The sequence below is a fragment of the Stutzerimonas sp. S1 genome, from assembly GCF_025966695.1.
GTDB lineage: Bacteria > Pseudomonadota > Gammaproteobacteria > Pseudomonadales > Pseudomonadaceae > Stutzerimonas.
This window is the reverse complement of record NZ_JAOEIY010000008.1, coordinates 127,566-143,513: the sequence shown is the minus strand read 5'-3', so window position 1 is coordinate 143,513 and position 15,948 is coordinate 127,566. Positions and strand designations below refer to the sequence as shown.

General features: G+C 65.6%; 16 protein-coding genes. 9 read left to right on the top strand and 7 right to left on the bottom strand.

Annotated elements, in window-relative coordinates; genetic code table 11:
- Window positions 1–16: 16 nt before the first annotated feature.
- Both N8H22_RS18310 and N8H22_RS18305 read right to left on the bottom strand, forming a co-directional pair.
- The gene (locus N8H22_RS18310; RefSeq protein ID WP_264591932.1) at window positions 17–340 is read right to left on the bottom strand and encodes a flagellar hook-basal body complex protein FliE; all 324 of its coding nucleotides are present in this window, start codon (window positions 338–340) and stop codon (window positions 17–19) included.
- Between the two features lie 19 nt (window positions 341–359).
- Complete coding sequence (locus N8H22_RS18305) at window positions 360–1,745, bottom strand: sigma-54 dependent transcriptional regulator (protein WP_264591988.1); 1,386 nt, start codon at window positions 1,743–1,745, stop codon at window positions 360–362.
- A gap of 436 nt (window positions 1,746–2,181) precedes the next feature.
- On the opposite strand from N8H22_RS18305, the gene N8H22_RS18300 reads away from it, so the two are divergent.
- From N8H22_RS18300 to N8H22_RS18270, 7 genes are all read left to right on the top strand, one after another.
- Window positions 2,182–3,021, top strand: coding sequence for a FliM/FliN family flagellar motor C-terminal domain-containing protein (locus tag N8H22_RS18300; protein WP_264591931.1), 840 nt, complete (start codon window positions 2,182–2,184; stop codon window positions 3,019–3,021).
- Window positions 3,018–3,389 (top strand): flagellar motor switch protein FliN, encoded by a 372-nt coding sequence (gene fliN, locus N8H22_RS18295; RefSeq protein ID WP_264591930.1) that lies wholly within the window; start codon window positions 3,018–3,020, stop codon window positions 3,387–3,389. Before N8H22_RS18300 ends, fliN begins: the two co-directional genes overlap by 4 nt.
- Window positions 3,386–4,141, top strand: coding sequence for a flagellar type III secretion system pore protein FliP (gene fliP, locus N8H22_RS18290; RefSeq protein ID WP_264591929.1), 756 nt, complete (start codon window positions 3,386–3,388; stop codon window positions 4,139–4,141). Before fliN ends, fliP begins: the two co-directional genes overlap by 4 nt.
- An 887-nt stretch (window positions 4,142–5,028) precedes the next feature.
- Window positions 5,029–5,301, top strand: coding sequence for a flagellar biosynthetic protein FliQ (locus N8H22_RS18285; protein WP_008567494.1), 273 nt, complete (start codon window positions 5,029–5,031; stop codon window positions 5,299–5,301).
- A 2-nt stretch (window positions 5,302–5,303) separates the two neighbouring features.
- Window positions 5,304–6,101, top strand: coding sequence for a flagellar biosynthetic protein FliR (gene fliR / locus N8H22_RS18280; RefSeq protein ID WP_264591928.1), 798 nt, complete (start codon window positions 5,304–5,306; stop codon window positions 6,099–6,101).
- Window positions 6,094–7,236, top strand: coding sequence for a flagellar type III secretion system protein FlhB (locus N8H22_RS18275; protein WP_264591927.1), 1,143 nt, complete (start codon window positions 6,094–6,096; stop codon window positions 7,234–7,236). The genes fliR and N8H22_RS18275 overlap by 8 nt, the downstream gene beginning before the upstream one ends.
- Window positions 7,233–9,329 (top strand): flagellar biosynthesis protein FlhA, encoded by a 2,097-nt coding sequence (locus N8H22_RS18270; protein ID WP_264591926.1) that lies wholly within the window; start codon window positions 7,233–7,235, stop codon window positions 9,327–9,329. Before N8H22_RS18275 ends, N8H22_RS18270 begins: the two co-directional genes overlap by 4 nt.
- Window positions 9,330–9,341: 12 nt before the next feature.
- Here the strand turns inward: N8H22_RS18270 and N8H22_RS18265 are convergent, their stop codons facing one another.
- On the bottom strand, window positions 9,342–9,674 hold the full coding sequence (locus tag N8H22_RS18265; protein ID WP_264591925.1) for a PilZ domain-containing protein: 333 nt from the start codon (window positions 9,672–9,674) through the stop codon (window positions 9,342–9,344).
- Between the two features lie 148 nt (window positions 9,675–9,822).
- Window positions 9,823–10,044, bottom strand: coding sequence for a hypothetical protein (locus tag N8H22_RS18260; protein WP_264591924.1), 222 nt, complete (start codon window positions 10,042–10,044; stop codon window positions 9,823–9,825).
- A 181-nt stretch (window positions 10,045–10,225) separates the two neighbouring features.
- Between N8H22_RS18260 and N8H22_RS18255 the strand changes: the two genes are divergently transcribed.
- Both N8H22_RS18255 and N8H22_RS18250 read left to right on the top strand, forming a co-directional pair.
- Entirely contained in the window at window positions 10,226–11,656 is a 1,431-nt protein-coding gene (locus N8H22_RS18255) for an iron-containing redox enzyme family protein (RefSeq protein ID WP_264591923.1), read from the top strand.
- Window positions 11,657–11,682: 26 nt separating this feature from the next.
- Window positions 11,683–12,630 (top strand): class I SAM-dependent methyltransferase, encoded by a 948-nt coding sequence (locus N8H22_RS18250; protein ID WP_264591922.1) that lies wholly within the window; start codon window positions 11,683–11,685, stop codon window positions 12,628–12,630.
- A gap of 130 nt (window positions 12,631–12,760) precedes the next feature.
- Here the strand turns inward: N8H22_RS18250 and N8H22_RS18245 are convergent, their stop codons facing one another.
- The 3 genes from N8H22_RS18245 to N8H22_RS18235 all read right to left on the bottom strand — a co-directional run bounded on the left by N8H22_RS18245 (window position 12,761) and on the right by N8H22_RS18235 (window position 15,784).
- Window positions 12,761–13,693: an AEC family transporter gene (locus N8H22_RS18245; protein ID WP_264591921.1), complete on the bottom strand. Its 933-nt coding sequence runs from the start codon at window positions 13,691–13,693 to the stop codon at window positions 12,761–12,763.
- A gap of 195 nt (window positions 13,694–13,888) precedes the next feature.
- The gene (locus N8H22_RS18240) at window positions 13,889–14,410 is read right to left on the bottom strand and encodes a transcriptional regulator (protein ID WP_264591920.1); all 522 of its coding nucleotides are present in this window, start codon (window positions 14,408–14,410) and stop codon (window positions 13,889–13,891) included.
- A 201-nt stretch (window positions 14,411–14,611) separates the two neighbouring features.
- A complete protein-coding gene (locus N8H22_RS18235; RefSeq protein ID WP_264591919.1) occupies window positions 14,612–15,784 on the bottom strand; it encodes a zinc-dependent alcohol dehydrogenase in 1,173 nt (390 codons plus the stop codon).
- Window positions 15,785–15,948: the final 164 nt, after the last annotated feature.

Genomic DNA, 15,948 nt, shown 5'->3' with positions numbered 1-15,948 from the left:
CAGCTCTCTGGGCCGCTTACAGCGGCATCCGCATGACGTCGTCGAACGCCGTGGTCAGTTTGTTGCGCACCTGCAGCAACGCGGAAAACGACACGCTGGCCTTCTGGCTGTCGATCATCGCGCCGACCAGATCGTCGCTCTTGCCACTGTCGACCGCCGCCATCGCCGCGCTGGCCTGGTGCTGTTCGGCATCCACCGAACGCAGGGCGGCCTCGAACGAGCCACCGATGCCCTCGGCCGGACCGCTCGCCGGGCGGATCGGCTGGCCGTCGGCGACTTCCGCCAGTTGCTGCATCCGGCCCAGCAGCTGCTGCTGCTGGACCTGCATGATGGAACTCATCGCTGCTCTCCCCGATTGTTCAGAAATTCAGCTCGATGCCCTGCTCGCGCATGGCATTGAGGCGATAGCGCAAGGCGCGCGAAGTCATGCCCAGGCTCGCGGCAGCCTTGGCCTTGTGGCCGTCGAAACGGCGAATGGTGTCGATCACATGCTGGTATTCGGCCCACTTGCCGCTGGCGCGCAGGGCGGCCTTGCCGTTCTCCACCGCCACGGCCAGCGGCTTTTCCAGCCGTGCCTCCAGCGGCGCCGGCGCGGCCAGGCCGAGGTCCTGCGGCTGGATGAACAGGCCGTTGCGCAGCACCAGGGCACGCTGCACGGTGTTCTCCAGTTCCCGCGCATTGCCCGGCCAGTCGTGCTGCAGCAGGGCGCGGCAGGCGTCCTCGGTGAGCAGCTCGGTGTCGGCGTCCTGCGGTGCGTACTTGCCGATGAAGCGCCGCGCCAGCGGCAGCACGTCTTCCTTGCGCTCGCGCAGCGGACTGATGTGCAGCGGCAGCACGTCGAGACGGAACATCAGGTCGGCGCGGAAGCGGCCCTCGGCGACTTCCTGCTGCAGGTCGCGGTTGGTGGCGGCGATGATGCGCACGTTCAGCTCGATCTCACGGCGCCCACCCAGGCGCTCGACGCGCTGCTCCTGCAGCACGCGCAACAGCTTGGCCTGCAGCCCCAGCGGCAGTTCGCCGATCTCGTCGAGCAGCAGGGTGCCGCCATTGGCCAGCTCGAACTTGCCCGGCTGGGCATTCACCGCGCCGGTGAAGGCACCTTTTTCATGGCCGAAGAGAATGGATTCGAGCATCTGCTCGGGAATCGCCGCGCAGTTCACCGCGACGAACGGCGCCTCGGCGCTGGCCGAGAAGCGATGGATGTAGCGTGCCATCAGCTCCTTGCCGGTGCCGGTCTCGCCGGTGATGAGGATCGGCGCACGGGTCAGCGACACGCGCTGCGCCATGGCCAGCAGACGGCGACCGGCCTGGGAGCAGGAGACGAAGCTTTCCTGCGCGGCGTTGGCGTATTCCTGGCGGCGCAACAGCGCGCTCAGCTGGCTGTCGCTGAACGGCGACAGCAGGTAGTCGACGCAGCCCAACTCCAGCAGGGCAGCGGCCTTTTCCTGATCGGCGTACTGCACCACCGGAATAACGCTGATGTGACGCACCCGCTGCACCAGCGCGTGAACTTGCGTATATAAGGCGTGCACCGGCAGCCCGCCGATGACGACGAAGACCAGCGCGACCTCCTTCGGCAGCGCCTGCTCGAGGCGTTCGAAGTTCTCCTGTACGACAACTTCGCAACCCTCTTTGCGCAGCCGTTCGCGCAATAACTGGCAACCTGCCTCGGCACTGTCGCCAATCACTACCACGTGCTTGCGCGCCGGCAATTCATCGAATAGCTCGTCGCATGAGTAATTCATCGCCTGACTGACACTTTTCAATGTAACCACCTTGCCGCCGAGGGCGCCTGCGAAAATAAACCGCAGTCACGCCGGATATCTTTTGCAGAAAAAAATTTAAAAAAAAGTTTAATCAACCTGAAACTTTCGTCGCCCTGACAGTCCAACTGCCAAACCTGCCTGGACACTTACCAAGACAACTGCGCGCACGCTAACAACCCCTCGCCGCCGCTGACCAATCAGTTGCGCTTAAACGGAATCATTAGTTACCAGCTGAGCTCAAAAAAGCTCATTTGATATCTATTGATTTAACCCCGCCTCGCGCCCATGCCTAGATTGGCGGCAGGTTGGCGCCGTGCCCGCTGTTTCTTTTCAGCGCGCTCCGACCGACTTCTGCAACCGCCGCCGGACGGGTAATGCCGGTCCACTTTTCAGCACCAGGAATACAGTTCACAACATGTCTGGCAATTCCAAAGTCCACCATGGCGTGCCCGCCCAAAGCCTGACCACACTGAAACCGCAGAAGTTGGGGCGGCACCATCACAAGATCCCGCAGTTCATCAAGGAAACCACCAACAAGAACCCGCGGCTGATTGCCGATTACTTCGTGCGCAACTACCGCATCAGTCTTGAACTGAACAAGATCGAAGTTCAGGAACAGATCGAGCAGGCGCCCGATTGCATGTATCGCTCGGCGATGGGCAAAGTTGGTTTTTCCATTGATCGCGAATTACTCACCGAAGCGCTGGAGTGTTATTACGGCGGCACCATCGTGCCAACGCAGAACACCCCGCCGATCAGCACCTCCGAACAGCGCATGCGCAACCGGCTGGGCATGGACATCGCCGACATCTTTGCCCGCTCGATCCTCTCGGGTGAAACCTTCGGCAAGCTCGACAGCTACCGCAACGACTACGAGGAGACCAGCTGGGAGTACGTCGTCGAGTACCGCTACCTGAGCCACATCACCGGCAGCCTGTCGTCGATCTACATCTACCTGGACACCGACCTGGTCGACGAGCTGACCAGCCGCCTGGCCGGGCCCCCGCCGGCGCGCCTGGCGGGCAACCCCATCGATCACATCAAGCACCTGCCGGTACGTCTGGACTGCGTGGTCGCCTCGGCGCAGATGCCGCTGGCGCAGGTCCTCGATCTGCAGCTCAACGACATCCTCATGCTGCGCCCGCTGGATCGCTACGAAGTGCGCATCAACCAGCAGAAGCTCTATCGCGGCACCATTTTCGAAGAGGATGGCGCCCTGTTCCTCACTTCACTTGAAAGCGTGAACCCCCAATGAACGGCCAACTTTCCGACAATGATTTCGAGCAGCTCATCAACGACGGCGACCTCAACCTCGATGCCGTCGTCGAGCCGGTGGTCGAGCCGGCAGCAGCGCTGCCAGCCCCGCGCCAGGACCTGAGCTTCTTCGGCAAGATTCCGGTGAACGTCACCCTCGAGGTCGCCTCGGCGGAGATTTCGCTCAAGGAGCTGATGGAATGCGACACCAGCAGCGTGATCGTGCTCGACAAGCTGGCCGGCGAGCCGCTGGATGTGAAGGTCAACGGCACGCTGTTCGCCAAGGCCGAGGTGGTGGTGATGAACGGCAACTACGGCCTGCGCATCGTCGAGCTGTCCGGCACCAGCCTGGATACTTTCGCCCCATGAATCTGCGTCGCGGCCTGAGCCTGCTCGGCCTGCTGCTGCTCGGGCTGCTGCCGCTGGCGGCGCAGGCCGCCGGTGGCGAGATCACTCTGTTCAATCTGAACGATACCGAGAACGGCCAGGAATTCTCGGTGAAGCTGCAGATCCTCATCATCATGACCCTGCTCGGCTTCCTGCCGGCGATGCTGATGATGATGACCTGCTTCACGCGCTTCATCATCGTGCTGGCGATCCTGCGCCAGGCCATCGGCCTGCAGCAGAGCCCGCCGAACCAGGTGCTGATCGGCATCGCGCTGATCATCACGCTGCTGGTGATGCGCCCGGTCTGGCAGGAGATTCACAGCCAGGCCTACCAGCCGTTCCAGAATGACGAGATCAGCCTGGAACAGGGCCTCGACGCCGCCAAGGGCAGCCTGTCGCGCTTCATGCTGGCGCAGACCAACCAGAATTCGCTGCAGACCATGGTCGCACTGGCCGGCGAGGAGCTGCCGGAAGACCTCGCCGAGCTGGATTTCTCCCTGCTGCTGCCGGCGTTCGTGCTGAGCGAGCTGAAGACGGCGTTCCAGCTGGGCTTCATGATCTTCGTGCCGTTTCTGGTGATCGACCTGGTGGTAGCCAGCGTGCTGATGGCGATGGGCATGATGATGCTGTCGCCGATGATGATTTCGCTGCCGTTCAAGTTGATGGTGTTCGTGCTGGTGGATGGTTGGGTGCTGTTGATGGGCACGCTGACCACCAGTGTTCAGCCGTTTTAGGTGATGGTGATGTTGGCTGCCGCCTGGTCCGCGCCCACTTGCGTAGGGTGGAAAACCGCAGAGCGTTTTCCACCACAGGTGGCGTGTAGGTTTGTGTCCGGCGCGGCGCTTTCCTCGGCCGGCACTACAGGTTGCGCCTTGCACGGCGCCTCACTTTTCTTTGCACGCGCAAAGAAAAGTAAGCAAAAGAAAGCGCGCCCCTTCATTCGGGTCCGGGAGCTTCGCCCCCGGACTTCCCTCCTTCTGCCAGCACTCCGGGGGCCGGCGTACAAGGGCCATCCCTGGCCCTTTATCGCGGGGACGCCTAGTCCTCTCGCGGCATCCATGCCGCTCGTCCCCCTGCGCGCTGGTTCCACTCGGCCATCTGCAAGGGGAAGAGTGGTGTTGCCTGCCAGGCCGTGCATGGAAAAGCAAAGCGAAGCCAGCCACTGCTCTTTCAGGCGACTCGAATCGGAATCCCCTTCAGGAGGCCGAACGCAGGCGTTGCGCAGGGGGACGCGAGGCATGGACGCCGAGCGAGTCACGAAGGGACAGGGATGTCCCTTCGTGGCGTGCCCCCGGAGCGGCGCCGGAGTGAGGGAAGTCTGGGCGCGCAGCGACCAGACCCGGATGCAGGGGGCGCCTTCTCTTTGGTCACTTTCTCTTGGCGAGACAAGAGAAAGTGACGCGCCGTGCAAGGCGCAACCGGTAGCCCGGGCCGAGGAAAGCGCTGCGCCGTTCTCAGACATAGGCGCCCAACAAGGTGGAAAACGCTTCGCGGTTTTCCACCCTACGGCTCTTGGCCAGACGAGCGCACAGAAGGCGCCACCCGCACCAAGCACCACGCCCGCATGCCGGTTGCCGCGCCACCCCGGCCCGTACCAAACGCCCACCGCCAAGGTGCCCCAATGCTGACCCCCGACACCGCCGTCAACATCGTCTCCAATGCCATCCACATCATCGTGCTGGTGGTCTGCGTGCTGATCGTGCCGAGCCTGCTCGGCGGCCTGTTGATCAGCATTTTCCAGGCTGCCACGCAGATCAACGAACAGATGCTCAGCTTCCTCCCGCGGCTGCTGATCACCCTCGGCATGCTGGTGTTCGCCGGCCACTGGATCCTGCGCACGCTCTCCGATCTGTTCATCGAGACGTTCCAGCAAGCCGGGCGCCTGGTGGGCTGAGCATGAACCACGACGCCCTGCTGCACGCCGGCCAGTACCTGCAGTCGCTGCAGGCCTACTGGTGGCCGTTCTGCCGGATCATGGCGGTGTTCAGCCTGGCGCCGCTGTTCAGCCACAAGGCCATTTCGGTGCGCGTGCGGGTGCTGCTGGCGCTGGCGCTGACGCTGGTGCTGAGCGCCGCGTTGCCGGCACCGCCAGTGCTCGATCCGCTGTCGCCGGCCGGCCTGCTCACCGCCATCGAGCAGGTGGCGATGGGGCTGTTGCTGGGGCTGGCGCTGCTGCTGGTGTTCACCGTGTTCACCCTGATCGGCGACATCGTCTCGACCCAGCTCGGGCTGTCGATGGCGCTGCTCAACGACCCTATGAACGGCGTGTCCTCGGCCTCGATCGTCTATCAGCTGTATTTCATCATGCTGGCGCTGCTGTTCTTCAGCATCGATGGCCATCTGGTGACGGTGAGCATCCTCTACCAGAGCTTCGTGCACTGGCCGATCGGCAGCGGCATCCACTGGGACGGCCTGCAGACCATCGCCTGGTCGCTGGCCTGGGTGCTCTCGGCGGCGCTGCTGATCGCCCTGCCGATCGTCTTCTGCATGACCCTGGTGCAGTTCTGCTTCGGTCTGCTCAACCGCATCTCGCCGGCGATGAACCTGTTCTCGCTGGGCTTTCCGATGGCGATCCTCGCCGGGCTGACGCTGATCGCGCTGACCCTGCCGAACCTCGCCGAGGCCTACCTGCACCTGACCCGCGACCTGCTGGACAAGCTCGGCGTGCTGCTCGGGAGCGCTGCGCATGTCTGAGCAGAACAGCGCCCAGGACAAAACCGAAGAGGCCTCCGAGCAGAAACTGCGCAAGAGCAAGCGCGACGGCCAGGTCGCACGCTCCAAGGATGTCGCCACCACCGTGTCGCTGCTGATCACGCTACTGGTGCTCAAGCTGAGCATCGGCCTGTTCTTCGACGGCATCCAGCAGAGCTTCAGTTACTCGTTCATCAACTTCGGCCACAGCGAGATCGGCCTCGACGACCTCAAGCTGGTGATGCTGCACAACCTGCTGGTGTTCATCTGGGTGCTGCTGCCGCTGCTGCTGACGCCGCTGCTGGTGATCGTCTTCGCGCTGGTGCCGGGCGGCTGGGTGTTCGCCTCGAAGAACTTCGCGCCCAACTTCGGCAAGCTCAATCCCATCACCGGCCTGGGCCGCATGTTCGGCGCGCAGAACTGGAGCGAGCTGGCCAAGTCGCTGCTGAAGATCGCCACGCTGCTCGGCATAGGCGTCTGGCAGTTGCTGCATGCCGCGCCGCAGCTGATCGCGCTGCAGCGCACCGATATCGGCAACGCCATCGGCAGCGCCTTCGCCCTGACCTTCGACCTGGCGATCTCGCTGCTACTGGTGTTCGTCTTGTTCTCCTTCATCGACATCCCGCTGCAGCGCTTCTTCTTCCTCAAGAAAATGCGCATGACCAAGCAGGAGCGCAAGGAAGAGCACAAGAACCAGGAAGGCCGCCCCGAGGTGAAAGCGCGCATCAAGCAGCTGCAGCGCCAGCTGGCGCAGCGGCAGATCAGCAAGGTGATCAAGACCGCCGACGTAGTGATCGTCAACCCGACGCACTATGCGGTGGCGCTCAAGTACGACCCGAAGAAGGCCGAGACGCCGTTCGTCATCGCCCGCGGCGTCGACGAGATGGCGCTGTACATCCGCAAGATGGCGCAGGCCAATCACTGCGAGGTGATCGAGCTGCCGCCGCTGGCGCGGGCGATCTACTTCAGTACCCAGGTCAACCAGCAGATCCCGGCGCCGCTGTATACCGCGGTGGCCCACGTGCTGACCTACATCCTCCAGCTCAAGGCCTGGAAGCAGGGCCGCCGCCAGGCGCGCCCTGAACTCGCCAGGCACATTCCCATTCCCGAAGAACTGTTCAACCGAGCCCGCTCATGAGCCTGATGCAGAAACTCACGCCGACCTTGCGCAGTGGCCGGATCGGCATTCCCCTGCTGATCCTGTCGATCCTGGCGATGATCATCCTGCCGCTGCCGCCGCAGCTGCTGGATATCCTGTTCACCTTCAACATCGCCATGGCGATCCTGGTGCTGCTGGTCAGCGTATCGTCGAAGAGTCCGCTGGACTTCTCGCTGTTCCCCACGGTGATCCTGGTCACCACGCTGCTGCGCCTGTGCCTGAACGTCGCCTCGACGCGGGTGGTGCTGCTCGAGGGCCACACCGGCACCGGCGCGGCGGGCAAGGTGATCGAAGCCTTCGGCGAGGTGGTGATCGGCGGCAACTTCATCGTCGGCCTGGTGGTGTTCGTGATCCTGATGATCATCAACTTCATCGTCATCACCAAGGGCGGCGAGCGCATCTCGGAAGTGACCGCGCGCTTCACCCTCGACGCCCTGCCGGGCAAGCAGATGGCCATCGACGCCGACCTCAACGCCGGCACCCTGACCCAGGACGAAGCCAAGGCGCGGCGCCAGGAAGTGGCCAAGGAAGCCGACTTCTACGGCGCGATGGACGGTGCCTCGAAGTTCGTCCGCGGCGACGCCATCGCCGGCATCCTGATCCTCTTGATCAACCTGTTCGGCGGCTTCGCCATCGGCGTGTTCGTCTACGCACTGGATGCCGGCGAGGCCTTCCGCCAGTACGCCCTGCTGACCATCGGTGACGGCCTGGTGGCGCAGATTCCGGCGCTGCTGCTGTCCACCGCAGCGGCAATCATCGTCACCCGCATCAACGAATCCAGCGACATCACCAGCCAGGTGCAGCGCCAACTGCTGGCCAACCCGGCGACGCTATACACCGTCGCCGGCATTCTTGCCGTGCTCGGCATGGTGCCGGGCATGCCGCACCTGGCGTTCCTCGGCTTTGCCGCGCTGGTCGGTTTCATCGGCTGGCGGGTGTCGCTGCAGGCGCCACCGGCGGCCGGCGCCGATCTCAAGGAGATCCAGGCGCTCGGCCAGGCGATGGACAAGGAAAAGGCGCAGAGCCTGGCCTGGGAAGACATTCCGCTGGTCGAGCGGCTGTCGATTTCGCTCGGCTACAAGCTGGTCGGATTGGTCAACGAGGCGTCCGGCGCACCGCTGCCAGCGCGGGTGCGCGGCGTGCGGCAGACGCTCTCCGAACACCTGGGCTTCCTCCTGCCGGAGGTGCAGATCCGCGACAGCCTCAGGCTCAAGGCCTCGCAGTACGACATCTACATCAACGGCGAGAAGATCGACGGCGCCGAGCTGCACGCCGACCGGCTGATGGCGATTCCCTCGCCGGAGCTGTACGGCGAGATTGACGGCATCCTCGGCACCGATCCGGCCTACCGCATGCAGGTGGTGTGGATCCAGCCCAGCGACAAGCCGCGCGCGCTCAACCTCGGCTATCAGGTGATCGACTGTGCCAGCGTGATCGCCACCCACCTGAACAAGGTGGTGCGCGAACACCTGCCCGAGCTGTTCAAGCACGATGACGTCGAGCACCTGATGCAGCGCCTGACCCTGCAGGCACCCAAGCTGGCGGAAAGCCTCAAGGCGGCGCTGAGCTACACCCAGCAGATGCGTGTCTACCGCCAGCTGCTGCAGGAAGAGGTGCCGCTGCGCGACATCGAGACCATCGCCAGCACCCTGCTCGAATGCAGCGAAACCACCAAGGACCCGGTGCTGCTGGCCGCCGACGTGCGCTACGCGCTGCGCCGCAGCATCGTCTCGATGATCGCCGGCGACCGTCGCGAGCTGACCGTATTCGTGCTGGAGAACGCGCTGGAGAACACCCTGCTCAACGCCCTGGCCATCGCCCAGCAGGCCGGCCAGGTCAGCCTGGACAACATCCCGGTGGAACCGAGCCTGCTCAACCAGCTGCAGAACAGCATGCCGGTGGTGAAGGAGAAACTGCGCAAGGACGGCCACCCGCCGATCCTCACCGTGATGCCGCAGCTGCGCCCGCTGCTGGCGCGCTATGCGCGGGTGTTCAGCCCGGGGCTGCACGTGCTGTCGCAGAACGAGATACCCGACCGCGTCGGCGTGAACATCCTCGGCACGCTCGGTTGACCGGCGCGTGCCTCAGCGGCGCTTGGGCAGCAGCTGCGCGACCAGCGTGGTGAAGCCCGGCGCCGGGCGGTCGAGGGCGAAGCCCATCTCGAAGCTGTCGCGCCGCGAATCCTTGCGCGACCACTGGCAGATCACCACCACCGGCACCTCGCGCACGCGCTCGCCGTGCTCCGGCACGTGCAGCACCATGTCGTAGCAACCGCCGACCGCCAGCGGCTGCCGCGCCACCAGGCGCAAGCCGCCCAGCGACAGGTCGGCGACATAGCCCATCGGCTCACCGTTCAGGCGGTTGGTCACCTGGATGCGGCTGATGTGGCGAAAGCTGAGGCGGCTGTGTTGGCGCATGTCCGTTGCTCCGGTCGCTGGACGCAGGGCGGCGCGCAGCGATGCATGCGCAACACGCGGCCGATGTATGACAGCCAACAGGCGACCGCCCGCGGCCAGCGTTTAAGGCCCGCCGTCGAAAACCGTGCACCAGTCGCCGTTTCGCCCGCTAGCGGGCGTCGTCCGGCCCCTGCTTGTCGTGCACGGCCTCTTCGTTGCTGAGCTCATCGGCCAGCTCCGGCGGCACGTTGTAGGTACCGCCCGGCACGTCGGCCTCGTCGCCGCCGGCGACTTCACCGTGGGTGATGGTGGTTTCCGGATTCTGTTCGTGGGCGTCGCCGCTCTGATCGATGGACTCGATGCTCTCGCGGCCGCTCTGCTCGCTGTTCATTCCGTCTGTCCTCCGCTGCTGGATCGCGCCGGCGGCTGCCGGCCATTGACTTAGTGAGGACCGGCGCACGGGAAGTTGCAAACCGCGCGGCGGGCGGCGCATGGGCCGCTCGGCGGTTGAGCTGAACTAATTTCCGCCGTCGCCGGCCCAAAACCAACAAGACTGCCGCCCGAACAAGACCATGCCGATGACCCTTCACAGCCTGCCCACTCCGCCGCACGTCGCCGATCCGCGTCCGCCCGCGGAGTCCCGCGCCCTGTATTTCGCCCTGCTCGACCCCGTCGTCGATGACAGCCGCCACGAAGCCGCCGCGCACTATCTGCAGCGTCAGCTGGAAGCCGCCGCCGCGCTGCCGTGCGACCTGCCGGGCGATCCGGCCGAGCTGGATGCGTGGCTGGATGCCCACACCGCACGGGTCGGCGGACAGTATCAGCGTTATCTCGCCGAGCGCCGCCGCGGTGCCCCACGCCGCTACTTCGCCAGCAAGGCGCATGCGCTGCACTTCCTACGCGGCGTGGCGCCGACCAAGCTGGTCGATGGCGCCTGGCTCTACGGCCTGCTGCAGCGCTGGGACGACCCGCGCTTCACCGCGCTGATCCGGACCTATCTGGAAGAACTCGGCGACGGCGTGGCGGAACAGAACCACGTGGTGCTCTACCGCAAGCTGCTCGCCAGCCAGGGTTGCGACGACTGGCAGCAGCTGGACGACGAGCACTTCGTCCAGGGTGCCATCCAGCTGGCGCTGGCGACGCATGCCGAGCATTTCCTGCCGGAGGTGATCGGCTTCAACCTGGGCTACGAGCAGCTGCCGCTGCACCTGCTGATCACGTCCTATGAACTGACCGAGCTGGGCATCGACCCCTACTACTTCACCCTGCACGTCACCGTCGACAACGCCGACAACGGCCATGCGCGCAAGGCCGTGCAGGGCCTGCGCGCCGCCTGGCCGCAGGTCGGCGACAGCGGCGAGTTCTACCGCCGGGTGATCAACGGCTATCGGCTCAACGAACTGGGCGCCAGCACACTGTCGGTGATCGAAGGCTTCGATCTCGGGCAGGAGGTGCTGCGCATCCTCGAGAAGAAGGCCTCGGTCGGCCAGTTCGTGCATTCGGACTACTGTCGCTTCGATGGCCGCACGGTCAATCAGTGGCTGGCCGAGCCGACGCTGATTCCGCAGTTTCTCGCGACCCTCGAACAACGCGGCTGGATCAAGCGCGGCCGCAACCCGCAGGAAAGTCGCTTCTGGCAGCTGATCAGCGGCGAACAGGCGGCGATGTTCGGCGTCTTCAGCGGCCACGAGCAGCAGCTGATCCACGACTGGATCGCCGGCGACTGGCTGGCCGCACAAGAGCCGGCTCGCCGTCGTCCCTTCGGTCAGCGTGGCGCCGGGCGGTTGCATCCCGACCACCGCGCAGCCATCCGGCCAGCGCAGGGGCAGGCAGCGGCCAGTGGCGATTTCGATGCCGAAACCGAGTTGCTGCAGCAGCAGCTGGCGCAACTGCCGAGCCGCGCCGCGCGCATGCGCCACCTCGTGCCGCTGCTGGCACCCAACCGCCATCACAGCGTCGCCGGCCTGCTGGCCACGCGGCTGTTCAGCGAACTGTTCAACTGATCAAGGCGACTCGCCAGGGATATCTCATGTCGACCGAAACCGCGCAGGATCGCGCACTGCTGCATCTGGCCCGGGAACTGCGAACGCGCGGCTACCACTTCATCACCCCGACGCCGCTGACTCACCAGCGGGTCAACCAGCGCCCGGAGAACGCACTGGCCGTGGATCTGCCCGGCGTGTTCGGCTGGAGCCGGCCGTTCCAGCACGAACTGCTGCCGCCACTCCTGTTCAGCCTGATGGACCAGGCCGACCTGCTCGAACCCTGTCAGACGCGCTGGCGCAGCCGGGTGCGGCTGTCGAGCCTGGACGGCCAGCTGTTCGTGCACTCGGCGTTTCCCACCGATACGCCGGACGCGGTGTTCTTCGGCCCGGATACCTACCGCTTCGCCAGCGCCATCCGCGCCCACCTCGACGAGCGCAGCGGCGAGGTACGCCGGGTGGTGGACATCGGCTGCGGCAGCGGTGCCGGCGCCATTCTCGCAGCGCTGGCACGGCCGCAGGCCGAGGTGCTGGCGGTGGATATCAATCCGCAGGCGCTGCGCCTGACGCGCATCAACGCGGCGCTGGCCGGCGCCGACAACCTGCGCGCCCAACACAGCGACCTGCTGAGCGCCGTCGATGGCGAGTTCGATCTGATCCTGGCCAATCCGCCCTATCTGGTCGATCCCGGCGAGCGCGCCTACCGTCACGGCGGCGGACCGCTGGGCGCCGGGCTGTCGCTGGCGATTCTCGACGCCGCGCTCGGCCGTCTGGCGCCGGGTGGCACGCTGCTGCTGTACACCGGCGTTGCCATGCTGGACAACCAGGACCCGTTCCTTGCCGAGGCGCGCCAGCGCCTAGACGGCAGCGCCTGCAGCTGGACCTATCGCGAAGTGGACCCGGACGTGTTCGGCGAGGAACTGCTCGGCGGCGCCTACACCCGCTGCGACCGCATCGCCGCCGTAGTGCTGGAAGTGACGCGGCCGGTGAGCTGACCGTTAGCGTGTGGATAGCGCGTGGAAAACGCTTCGCGGTTTTCCACGGGGTGGCCATCCACCCTACGGCAGGTCCAGCGTAGGGTGGATAACGCCGCAGGCTTATCCACGCGCCAAGTGAGCCCGCAGATCAGACCGGCAACAGCACCAGGATCAGCGACAGGCTGATCAGCGAGCCCAGCGTCGACAGCAGCACCACCCGCGACACCCGCGAGCCTTCGCGGCCATAGAATTCGGCCAGCATATACGGGCCGGTGCCGGTGGGCAGCGCGCTGAGCAGCAGCGCCGAATAGGCCCAGAGGGTCGGCAGCTCGAACACCTGGAATGCCAGATACCAGGTGATCAGCGGCTGCACCACCAGCTTCAGCCCCACCAGCGGCCACACCCCCCGCACCTTGCCGGTCGGCTGCGGCTGGGCAAGGAACAGCCCCAGCGACACCAGCGCACAGGGCGCCGCCGCCGCTCCCAGCAGCTTGAGCAGGGTCGCCAGCGGCACCGGCAACTGTGCGCCACTGGCAGCCCACAGCGCGCCGAGCAGCGGGGCGACCACCAGCGGGTTGCGCACCAGCGCCCAGCTCACCTTGCCCAGCGTGCGCAGCAAGCCCTGCCCGGCGTGCAGCCCGGTCTCGACACAGGCCAGGGCGATGGCGAACAGCACGCAGACCACCACGATCGAGGCGACCATCGCCGGCTGCAGCGCCTCGTCGCCGAGCACCAGCATGCACAGCGGAATGCCCACATAGCCGGTGTTGGCATAGGACGCGCCTAGCGCATCCAGGCTGGCATCGACCAGCGGCTGTTTCTGCAGCAGGCGATAGCCGAGCGTGAAGGCGAACACGCCGAGGCAGCCGACGGTGAAGGCGGCGATGAAACCGGGCTGCCAGAGCTGCGCCCAGGTCGAGGTCGCGACCACGCTGAACAGCAGCGCCGGCAGGCCCAGCCAGACGACGAAACGATTGAGTTCGGAGGCACCGGTCGGCCCCATGCGCCCGCTGCGGCGACACACAAAGCCGAGCAGGATCAGCGCGAAGACCGGCAGGACGACATTGACGACCGACGACATGACTACTCACAGACAGGGCCGCACGCCACAGGCGCGCGACCGGAACGGCCGGCCACCTTAGCAAAAAATCGCGCCAGCGCCGCACGTCACCGTATGCCGCCGGACACTCGCTCGCGATACGTCGTGGCGGTAGGGTGGATAACGGCGCAGCCTTATCCACCACCCTGGGGCGCCGCGCCAGGGTAATCCGAGTCGCTAGTGCAGCTGCGCTGGCGGATAGCCGTTGGGCTCGGCACGCGCCGCGGCAAACTCGGCGTCCACCGAGCCGCGCGCCTGCGCCGTGCCGTTGGGAAAGCCGCTGCGGTCGCCGAAATCCCACTCGGTGGTCGGCAACCGCTCGGCATCCAGCGCTCGCGCGCAGCCCATGTCGAGCGTGGTGATGCCCGCCACCGCGCCGGCAGCGATGGCCGCATTGGCCGGCTCGCGGCCGTGCTCGATGCTCCAGCCGAGGCAGCCGAGGTCCAGCGCATCGCCGCCGATGCGCCCGTAGATCCAGGGCTTGGGATCGTCCGCTAGCAGGATGCCGACGCCGGTGGCGATTTCACGCAGGCCGCAGGCACGGATCAGCCCGTCGCTGCCGGGCATGCCGATGAAGCGCGCGACCTGACGCGGCGCGACCAGCTGGACCACGCCCAGGCCGATGCTGAACCAGCCCAGCCCGCGCGCCAGCGAGCGTGCCGAATTATTGGGCCGGGTAACTTGCCGTGCAGTGCTCATGAAGACTCCTCGCTCGATATGTTCGCAGGCCGATCCCTACCGTAGGGATCGGCGATCTGCGGGCCGTGTGAAAACGTAGCGAGCGATGGTCAGGCAAGGCAAAGACAGGCGAAAAAGCGGAGTTTACGAGTTGTAAATGAGCATTTTGAGCCTGTCTTTAACGCAGCCTGGCCGAGCGCAGTAGCTTTCACACGACCTGCTTCAGGGTTTGAGGACCACCTTGATGCAGCCGTCATGCTTGTCGCGGAAGGTCTTGTACATCTCCGGACCCTGTTCGAGGCTGACCGTGTGGGTGATGACGAAGCTGGGGTCGATCTGGCCCTCCTGGATGCGCCGGAGCAGGTCATCGGTCCAGCGGTTGACGTGGGTCTGGCCCATGCGGAAGGTCAGCCCCTTGTTCATCGCCGCGCCGAACGGGATCTTGTCGATCAGTCCGCCGTAGACGCCGGGAATCGAGAGGATGCCGGCCGGACGGCAGACGTAGATCATCTCGCGCAACACGTGCGGGCGGTCGGTCTCGAGCATCAGCGCCTGCTTGGCGCGGTCGTACATCGAATCGATGGAGCGCGCCGCGTGCGCCTCCATGCCCACCGAGTCGATGCATTTCTCCGGGCCCTTGCCGCGGGTCAGCTCGGCGAGACGCTCGACCACGCTTTCCTCGTCGAAATTGATGGTGATCGCCCCGCCGGCACGCGCCATGGACAGCCGCTCCGGCACGTTGTCGATGCAGATCACCTGCTCGGCGCCCATCATCACCGCGCTGCGGATGGCGAACTGGCCGACCGGGCCGGCGCCCCACACTGCCACCGTGTCGGTCGGCTGGATGTCGCACTGCGCCGCGGCCTGCCAGCCGGTGGGCAGGATGTCGCCGAGGAACAGCACCTGCTCGTCGGTCAGGCCGTCGGGGATCACCACCGGGCCGACGTCGGCATAGGGCACGCGCACGTATTCGGCCTGGCCGCCGGCATAGCCGCCGGTGAGGTGGGTGTAGCCGAACAGGCCGGCGGTGGTGTGGCCGAAAACCTTGTCGGCGATGTCCTTGTTGCGGTTGCTGCGCTCGCAGACCGAGAAGTTGCCGCGCCGGCACTGCTCGCATTCGCCGCAGACGATGGTGAACGGCACCACCACGCGGTCGCCGACCTTGAGCTTCTTGTTGCCCGCGCCGACTTCTATCACCTCGCCCATGAACTCGTGGCCCATGATGTCGCCGTGCTTCATGCCCGGCATGAAGCCGTCGTACAGGTGCAGGTCCGAGCCGCAGATGGCGCAGGACGACACCTTGATGATGGCGTCGCGCCCATCTTCGATGGTGGGGTCGGGGAGGTGGTCGTCGCAGCGGATGTCGTGCTTGCCGTGCCAGCGTAGAGCTCTCATGGGCATCTCCTGATCGGGGGTCGGGGCGCCGCCTCGGTGATCTCCCTGTGCCTCGCTGACTGCGCGGGGTACTGCCGCTCCTGCTGTGCGACGTGTCGTCTGAGTTTTAGTAAGTCCCGCCGCGGCAGAGTTGCCGCCGGGCCGACGGACTGCATGCGCCGGCC

Bases quoted from the DNA above. Each gene is read 5' to 3' on its own strand.
- N8H22_RS18310 (WP_264591932.1), bottom strand. From the start codon at position 340: ATGAGTTCCATCATGCAGGTCCAGCAGCAGCAGCTGCTGGGCCGGATG.
- N8H22_RS18305 (WP_264591988.1), bottom strand. From the start codon at position 1,745: ATGAATTACTCATGCGACGAGCTATTCGATGAATTGCCGGCGCGCAAG.
- N8H22_RS18300 (WP_264591931.1), top strand. From the start codon at position 2,182: ATGTCTGGCAATTCCAAAGTCCACCATGGCGTGCCCGCCCAAAGCCTG.
- fliN (WP_264591930.1), top strand. From the start codon at position 3,018: ATGAACGGCCAACTTTCCGACAATGATTTCGAGCAGCTCATCAACGAC.
- fliP (WP_264591929.1), top strand. From the start codon at position 3,386: ATGAATCTGCGTCGCGGCCTGAGCCTGCTCGGCCTGCTGCTGCTCGGG.
- N8H22_RS18285 (WP_008567494.1), top strand. From the start codon at position 5,029: ATGCTGACCCCCGACACCGCCGTCAACATCGTCTCCAATGCCATCCAC.
- fliR (WP_264591928.1), top strand. From the start codon at position 5,304: ATGAACCACGACGCCCTGCTGCACGCCGGCCAGTACCTGCAGTCGCTG.
- N8H22_RS18275 (WP_264591927.1), top strand. From the start codon at position 6,094: ATGTCTGAGCAGAACAGCGCCCAGGACAAAACCGAAGAGGCCTCCGAG.
- N8H22_RS18270 (WP_264591926.1), top strand. From the start codon at position 7,233: ATGAGCCTGATGCAGAAACTCACGCCGACCTTGCGCAGTGGCCGGATC.
- N8H22_RS18265 (WP_264591925.1), bottom strand. From the start codon at position 9,674: ATGCGCCAACACAGCCGCCTCAGCTTTCGCCACATCAGCCGCATCCAG.
- N8H22_RS18260 (WP_264591924.1), bottom strand. From the start codon at position 10,044: ATGAACAGCGAGCAGAGCGGCCGCGAGAGCATCGAGTCCATCGATCAG.
- N8H22_RS18255 (WP_264591923.1), top strand. From the start codon at position 10,226: ATGCCGATGACCCTTCACAGCCTGCCCACTCCGCCGCACGTCGCCGAT.
- N8H22_RS18250 (WP_264591922.1), top strand. From the start codon at position 11,683: ATGTCGACCGAAACCGCGCAGGATCGCGCACTGCTGCATCTGGCCCGG.
- N8H22_RS18245 (WP_264591921.1), bottom strand. From the start codon at position 13,693: ATGTCGTCGGTCGTCAATGTCGTCCTGCCGGTCTTCGCGCTGATCCTG.
- N8H22_RS18240 (WP_264591920.1), bottom strand. From the start codon at position 14,410: ATGAGCACTGCACGGCAAGTTACCCGGCCCAATAATTCGGCACGCTCG.
- N8H22_RS18235 (WP_264591919.1), bottom strand. From the start codon at position 15,784: ATGAGAGCTCTACGCTGGCACGGCAAGCACGACATCCGCTGCGACGAC.